The following is a 6,421-nucleotide window of genomic DNA, read 5'->3' on the forward strand; positions in this document are numbered from 1 at the left end:
CCTGCTGGGCGACGATCAGGTTGGCGACCGAGCCGAGCAGCGTGAAATTGCCGGCCAGCGTCGAGCTCATCGCCACGACCAGCCAGGCGCGCTCCGGGTTCTCCAGCCCGGGAATGAAGGGACGGAGCGCCAGCACCGCCGGCACATTGCTCATGATGTTGGAGAGCACCGCGGTGAAGCCCGAAAGCCGCCAGACATCGTCGAGGCCGATGTTCTTCGCCCAGGCGATCATGTCGGGCGTGAGCAGCGTGCGCTCGGCGCCAGCCACCACGACGAACAGGCCGGCGAACATGAAGAGCAGCGGCCCGTCGATCTCGCGATAGATGCGCCGAGGCTTGATGGCCCGGGTGACCAGCAGGAAAGCGCCGGCAATCAGCGCCGCCTTGGCGACGGGAACGCCGGCGAAGAAGGCGAGCGCCAGCAGCACGCAGACGATGGTGGCCTTCAGCACCTGTCCGGGCAGCATGCGCCCTCGATACACTTCCGGGCTGAGTTCGGCGGGGCGGGAGAATTCGGCGCGGTAGATGATGCGTATGATGACGATGACGCAGAGCAGGCCGAACAGGGCCACCGGCGCGAGCGCCAGCGTGAAGGCCGGATAGGAAATGCCGGACAGCGCGCCGATCACCATGTTCTGCGGGTTGCCGGTGATGGTGGCGACGCTGCCGCAGTTCGAGGCGGTGCAGGTGGCGATGAGGTAGGGCACCGGGTTGCGGTTGATGACGCGGGTGACATGAACGACGATCGGAGCCATCACCAGGCAGATCGCGTCATTGACCAGGAAGGCCGAGAGCACGCCGGTCAACAGCGTCACCATGACCAGAAGCATGAAGGGCGCATGGGCGTGTTCGATGGCAAAGCCGCCAAGCGCCCGAAACGCGCCCGAAACCTTCAGATGCGCGACCACAATCATCATGCCGAGGAGCAGCGTGATCGTGTCGAAATTGATGGCCTTGTAGGCATCCTCGATGCTGATCGCACCGATGGTGATCATGGCGGCACCGCCGAGCAGCGCGATCCCGGCGCGGTCAAGCCGCAGCCCAGGAATGCGGCCAACCGCGACGCCGGCATAGGTAAGCACGAGGATGAAGAGCGCGCCCGCGCCGGTCCATGTCATTGCAAGAAGGTTCCCGTTGCCTGCCCTGTCCGCCAGAATCGGCCGGAGGACGGCTCGGCCTCACATTTAACAAGGGCGGCGGAAAGGGAAAGTGTGCAAGCGCAGCAAAGCGTGATGGCGCTTTCATGGCTTTCACATTCCTAAACCCTAATGTAAAGAACGGTGAATTAACATATCTGACCGATAATCCAGGCGTTGGGGGACTAAACGGATGAACACGGTCGTTGAAGCGGAACATCGCGTCCTATCGCGGGAGGAATTGATGCGTCCGCAGGAATGCCCCCGCTGTCACGGGGCCAAAAAAGTTTTCGTTTGCGCGCGCTGGCTAAGCTCCAACGGCCATTGCTGCCCGGAGGGTACCCACCGGATTAACTGCCCAGGACACAGCATCGCCTGTCTCGAATGCAGCGGGCGCGGCGGCTAGAGCGTTTCACCGTTTCACGGAAAAACAGCGAACCGCTCTATCTCTTTGTTATTACGCAATTCCGGACGGAAAACCTCTCACACTTTTCCTGGAATTGCTCTATCGGTACCCGACAGCCGCCGATCGACCACAGCGCCGCCGCCGCGGAATCCTGTATTCTGGCATTGGCCGAACGCCGCCGTCATTAAAGTTTGACATAGGCAGGTCCGCCGGGGCTGTTGTGATCAAAGCCCGCCGGACCTGGCTATTGCCTTGCGCGTCACCGACGCCTACCACTTGGCGAATTTCACGATTTTCCTCAGGCCCCCGCAAAGCAATGATCGTCCGACTGCGACGCGCCCTGCGATGGCAAGCGCTTCCGCTTCTTGCCGGCTTTGCCGTTGTCGCGCTGATCATAACCGCGCGCGCCATTCTCGCCGAAGCGCAGATCGCCGACCGCGACGCCAGCCGTGAAGCGATTGAAGCCCAGCAAACGCTTTCGAGCCTGCTTTCGCTCGCCCAGGACGCCGAGACCGGCCAGCGCGGCTATCTGCTGACCGGCGAGAAGAACTATCTGCTGCCATACCGGCATGCGGTCGAGGCGCTGCCGGCGCTGCTCAAGCGCGTCGATGAGATGTTTCCGGTCGGCAGCGATCGGGCGCAGCAGGTGGCCGGCATCAAGGACGCGCTTGCCCGCAAGCAAGCGGAACTCGCTGAGACGATCAGGCTCTACGACACGGGCAACACGGCGAAAGCGCTGGACATCGTGCGCGGCGGCAGGGGCAAGCTGGACATGGACCAGATCCGCGCCAACATCGATGCGATCCGGCGCATCGACGGTGCGAACCTCGCTGCCCGTGCGGAGCGGATGGAACAGATCGAAGGCTGGCTGCGCATCGGCTCATTCGCGGCGCTGCTGGGCATCTTTCTGCTCGGCATCTATACGATCCGCCAGTCCAGCCGCCGCTTCCGAGAAGTGGCTGCCGCGCAGGACGCATTGAGCGCCAAGAACGCGGCGCTGCTGAACGAGATCGACACGCGTGAGAAGGCGGAGTCGCAGCTTCGCCAGGTGCAGAAGATGGAGGCGGTGGGCCAGCTCACGGGCGGCATCGCGCATGATTTCAACAATATGCTGGCTGTCATCACCAGCGCCATGAACCTCGCGCAGCGCAAGCTCGCTCGCGGCGAGCATGACGTGCAGAGCTTCGTTGAGGCGGCGGCCGATGCCGCGGCACGCGCCGCCAACCTCACCGCCAGGCTGCTTGCCTTTTCCAGGCAGCAGCCGCTGGCGCCGCAGATCGTCGATGCCAATCGCCTCGTCACCGGCATGTCGAACCTTTTACGGCGCACGCTCGGCCATGCGATCGAGATCGAAACGGTGCTGGCGGGCGGACTTTGGAAAACTCATGCCGACCCGAACCAGGTCGAGAACGCCATCATCAACCTGGCGGTCAACGCACGCGACGCCATGGATGAAGAGGGCAAGCTCACCATCGAGACCGCCAACTGCCATCTCGACGAGGCCTATGCGGCGGCGCATCCCGAAGTGAAGGCCGGTCAGTATGTCATGATCGCGGTAACGGACACCGGCGCGGGTATGGCGGCGGACATCATGGCCAAGGCTTTCGAGCCATTCTTCACCACGAAGCCCGCGACCAAGGGAACCGGGCTCGGTCTCAGCCAGGTGTTCGGCTTCGTCAAGCAATCCGGCGGACACGTCAAGATCTATTCGGAGCCCGGCGAGGGCACGACAATCAGGATCTATCTTCCGCGCTTCACCGGTCCGGAGGAAGCGGCGCCGCCGGTAAAGACCGGCGGCAGGAGCGATTTTCCGGCAACCGAAACCGTGCTGCTCGTCGAGGACGATGCTCGCGTGCGTGCTTCGACGGTCGCAGCCTTGCTGGAGCTCGGCTATACCGTCATCGAAGCCGCGGGTGGTGACGAAGCCTTGGAGAAACTCGGTCAGAACGCCGCCATCGCGCTGATGCTGACGGATATTGTAATGCCGGGCATGAATGGCCGGCAACTCGCCGAACGGGCTCGCAAGCACTCCCCCTCCCTGAAAGTGGTGTTCATGACCGGCTTCACGCGCAACGCCGTCGTGCACAATGGCGTGCTCGACCACGATGTGCACTTCATCGCCAAGCCGTTCACGCTGGAGCAACTGGAGGCGAAACTCCGGGACGCGCTGGCTTGATTTGTCCGGCCGTTCTTAGATCCGTCCGAGCACGACCAGAATAATGACGATGACAAGAACCAACCCGAGACCGCCGCCGCCATAATAGCCCGTGCCGTAGAACGGCCCGCCGCCCAGGCCGCTGAAACCACCAAGCAAGGCCAGAATCAGAATAATGATAAGAATTGTGCCGAGACCCATGTTCTTTTCCTCTCTCTGAGCGCAAGCCGGCGCTTTTCATCACGAAATCAACTCGCAAGGGGCGCGCATGTTCCACCCGGCTCCGGGCCGATGCTATTCGGCCTTGGCCGATTGGGACGACACGATCGGCGGCGCAGGATTGGCTTCAAGTCTGATCGGGACCAAAAACATGAGCGCGATCGCAATCGCGGTCGACGCAATGATGGCCGCGGTGCTGATGATGTCCTTCATGTTCGCATCCTGAATATTCAAAGGTGCTGAACAACGCTGCTCAATACTTCCCGTTGCACTTCGCCTAGCGGAACCTTTTTCAGAGGCGCGACGTTGGGGGCAGCCCGGTTGGGGCAATCCTGGCGATAACGGAGGCTCGCTTATGGGCGTATCGGTACTCATCGGCATCCTGATCACCTTCCTGGTGGTGATCCTGGTGCTCTATCTCGTGCAGCGCTTGCCACTCGATGCCCGCGCGCGACAGATCGCGCAGATCATCGTCATCATCATCGGAATCATATCATTGCTCAAATATCTTGCGGTCTTTTAGCCATATTCAGCACCGAAACCCCGAAGCCCGCTGTCCATGAGAACCCTGTCGACCGCATGCCTCGCCGGCAACTTGTTGAGCGCCGCCACGCTGCTGTGCGCCGCGAGCGCCGCCCACGCCCGGCCGGACACGCGCGCCATGACCTGCGCGCAGACGCAGGCGCTGATCAAAAGCGACCATGCGGTGGTTTTGACCACCGGTCCGGATGCTTATAGCCGCTTCGTGCGGCAATTCGGCAATGAGTGCGACTAGCCGGAAGTGCCAATATCAACAACCGTTCCCGCCAAGGACGGCGAGTGCCGCGTCTATCGGTGCGAGGAGCCGGTCGACCTTCCCGACCGATAGCCGCCTCTTGCGGTCCCGCGCGGAACCATAGCAACCCCATATGGGTTGTACGGGCCAGCGGCAGAACTGGCCGGCCCCGACTTGGTTCTGCGTGTAACAGCGGGAGGAACGGCAAATGCCTGAAATCGCGCGCACCGGCAGTTGCTTGTGCGGCGGCGTGCAGTTCCGCGTGGCCGGCGAGCCACGCCGGGTCGGCCTCTGCCACTGCAAGGATTGCCGCAAGACAAGCGGATCGGCTTTCCATGCCTATGCCGTATGGCCGCTTCAAGCGTTCGAAGCCAGCGGGATCACCAGCACCTATGGCGCTCGAAGTTTTTGCCCCACCTGCGGAAGCCGCGTTCCATTCGTTGGCGAAGAGGAAGTCGAGGTCACGATCGGCAGCCTTGACGTCGCGCCGACCGAAGGGCTGGTGCCGGACTATGAGCTCTGGATCGGGCGGCGCGAATCCTGGCTGCAGGCCCTCCCCGAGGCGCATCAGTTCGAGCATGACCGGGTCGCAGTTGATTCGGCCGCCGGCAATGAAATCGACCCGGAGCCGCGGCAAAGGTCAGCCTAGGTCGGATTGCCAGCGGACTTAAGTCTGAACGGCAATGACCTGCCGTTCAGGAAACCCTCCGGCGCCGCACGGAAAGGACTGGCTGCCGATTGAGATGCCAAGCTTTTCTCCAAGCTCCGTCTGTTTCAACCACCGGTAGGTTTGTCGGTCAATCAGCCGCCGGCAGCATTCACCGTGAGTCGTCACCTGCACGTTTCAGGCAGCGACATTCATGGCGTTTTATCCGCTTTGCGGAACGCAAGAATTTTTAGCCACCCTCTTTCGCAATACAACCTTTTGGTTTGCTTTTCCTGCCGGCCGCTTGTGCTCAGCGCGTGAAATACCAAGCTGCAGCTGCAATATCGAAGTGAAAATTCTTTAAGCTTAAGAAATTTTTTAGACCATTGCTTTCTGGTTGTATCAAAATATGACGCTCGGAATTGCCACAGGCAGTAAGGCTTATGATTTCAGACCTTGTACAAAAGGCCACCTTTGTTTCTTTCATTTTTTGCTACATAGTGCTGCCGAATCTTGAAACCGGACGGGGCGGTTTTCATGACGTCGGCGCCTGAACACGGCCGAAACATGCATATGCGGTATCCACCGATTGACGGGTTCTGGACCTGGGACGTCAAGCGTGACCGTGTCTATGGCGACGCCAACCTTTCAGATTATTTCGGCCTGACACTCGACGAATTCTCGCATGGCGCCTCGCTGGAACGCTGCATGCAAAGCATCGATGTGGATGACCGGCCCAGGGTCCGATTGGCGATCCGCAAGGCGATAGAACGCAAATCTGGCTTCAGGGAAGTTTACAGGGTCCGGTCGGAAAAGATGGGGCTGCGCAAGATCCTGGCCGTCGGCCAATGCTACGTAGACGGTGTGGGCGAGGCAGCGCTCTACCCTGGTTGGTTCGTCGATCTGACGAAGGATGCCACCTGCGAGGAACAGTCGCTGCGCGAGATCCACAATCACGTCGAACAAGCCAAGGACATCGCGCGATCGATCGGACACGACCTGTTGTCCTATCTTCTGGACAACGTCGAGGAAGAGGTCGAGCAACGGCTTGACGGAAGGCTGAGGAGGCGAAGATCGTCCTGAGG

Annotated in this window: 8 protein-coding genes; 5 read left to right on the forward strand and 3 right to left on the reverse strand. The window is 61.0% G+C overall.

The genetic code is table 11. The features are described 5' to 3' along the window. Positions 1 to 1,117, reverse strand: a 1,117-nt coding sequence (locus tag EOA23_RS29970) for an anion transporter (RefSeq protein WP_145966520.1), incomplete at its 3' end; no start/stop codon positions are given. Between the two features lie 740 nt (positions 1,118 to 1,857). Here EOA23_RS29970 and EOA23_RS29975 point away from each other — a divergent pair. Next, positions 1,858 to 3,717, forward strand: coding sequence for a CHASE3 domain-containing protein (locus EOA23_RS29975; RefSeq protein ID WP_245474389.1), 1,860 nt, complete (start codon positions 1,858 to 1,860; stop codon positions 3,715 to 3,717). Between the two features lie 15 nt (positions 3,718 to 3,732). Here the strand turns inward: EOA23_RS29975 and EOA23_RS29980 are convergent, their stop codons facing one another. Both EOA23_RS29980 and EOA23_RS35870 read right to left on the reverse strand, forming a co-directional pair. Then, the gene (locus EOA23_RS29980; RefSeq protein ID WP_082048942.1) at positions 3,733 to 3,897 is read right to left on the reverse strand and encodes a DUF3309 family protein; all 165 of its coding nucleotides are present in this window, start codon (positions 3,895 to 3,897) and stop codon (positions 3,733 to 3,735) included. 93 nt (positions 3,898 to 3,990) lie between these two features. Then, positions 3,991 to 4,128 (reverse strand): hypothetical protein, encoded by a 138-nt coding sequence (locus EOA23_RS35870; RefSeq protein WP_189341757.1) that lies wholly within the window; start codon positions 4,126 to 4,128, stop codon positions 3,991 to 3,993. Between the two features lie 142 nt (positions 4,129 to 4,270). On the opposite strand from EOA23_RS35870, the gene EOA23_RS29985 reads away from it, so the two are divergent. The 4 genes from EOA23_RS29985 to EOA23_RS30000 all read left to right on the forward strand — a co-directional run bounded on the left by EOA23_RS29985 (position 4,271) and on the right by EOA23_RS30000 (position 6,419). After that, the gene (locus tag EOA23_RS29985) at positions 4,271 to 4,438 is read left to right on the forward strand and encodes a Thivi_2564 family membrane protein (RefSeq protein ID WP_116390104.1); all 168 of its coding nucleotides are present in this window, start codon (positions 4,271 to 4,273) and stop codon (positions 4,436 to 4,438) included. A gap of 36 nt (positions 4,439 to 4,474) precedes the next feature. Next, positions 4,475 to 4,690, forward strand: coding sequence for a hypothetical protein (locus EOA23_RS29990; protein WP_348628595.1), 216 nt, complete (start codon positions 4,475 to 4,477; stop codon positions 4,688 to 4,690). Positions 4,691 to 4,898: 208 nt separating this feature from the next. After that, complete coding sequence (locus EOA23_RS29995; RefSeq protein ID WP_127306792.1) at positions 4,899 to 5,339, forward strand: GFA family protein; 441 nt, start codon at positions 4,899 to 4,901, stop codon at positions 5,337 to 5,339. 570 nt (positions 5,340 to 5,909) lie between these two features. Continuing rightward, positions 5,910 to 6,419 (forward strand): PAS domain-containing protein, encoded by a 510-nt coding sequence (locus EOA23_RS30000; RefSeq protein ID WP_127306793.1) that lies wholly within the window; start codon positions 5,910 to 5,912, stop codon positions 6,417 to 6,419. Positions 6,420 to 6,421 lie beyond the last annotated feature (2 nt).

The organism is Mesorhizobium sp. M2A.F.Ca.ET.042.01.1.1, assembly GCF_003997405.1.
Classification (GTDB): Bacteria; Pseudomonadota; Alphaproteobacteria; order Rhizobiales; family Rhizobiaceae; genus Mesorhizobium.

What these genes read in the sequence shown, in the direction of transcription:
- EOA23_RS30000 (WP_127306793.1), top strand. Translation starts at nt 5,910, where the DNA reads ATGCGGTATCCACCGATTGACGGGTTCTGGACCTGGGACGTCAAGCGT.
- EOA23_RS29980 (WP_082048942.1), bottom strand. Translation starts at nt 3,897, where the DNA reads ATGGGTCTCGGCACAATTCTTATCATTATTCTGATTCTGGCCTTGCTT.
- EOA23_RS29985 (WP_116390104.1), top strand. Translation starts at nt 4,271, where the DNA reads ATGGGCGTATCGGTACTCATCGGCATCCTGATCACCTTCCTGGTGGTG.
- EOA23_RS29995 (WP_127306792.1), top strand. Translation starts at nt 4,899, where the DNA reads ATGCCTGAAATCGCGCGCACCGGCAGTTGCTTGTGCGGCGGCGTGCAG.
- EOA23_RS29990 (WP_348628595.1), top strand. Translation starts at nt 4,475, where the DNA reads ATGAGAACCCTGTCGACCGCATGCCTCGCCGGCAACTTGTTGAGCGCC.
- EOA23_RS29975 (WP_245474389.1), top strand. Translation starts at nt 1,858, where the DNA reads ATGATCGTCCGACTGCGACGCGCCCTGCGATGGCAAGCGCTTCCGCTT.
- EOA23_RS35870 (WP_189341757.1), bottom strand. Translation starts at nt 4,128, where the DNA reads ATGAAGGACATCATCAGCACCGCGGCCATCATTGCGTCGACCGCGATT.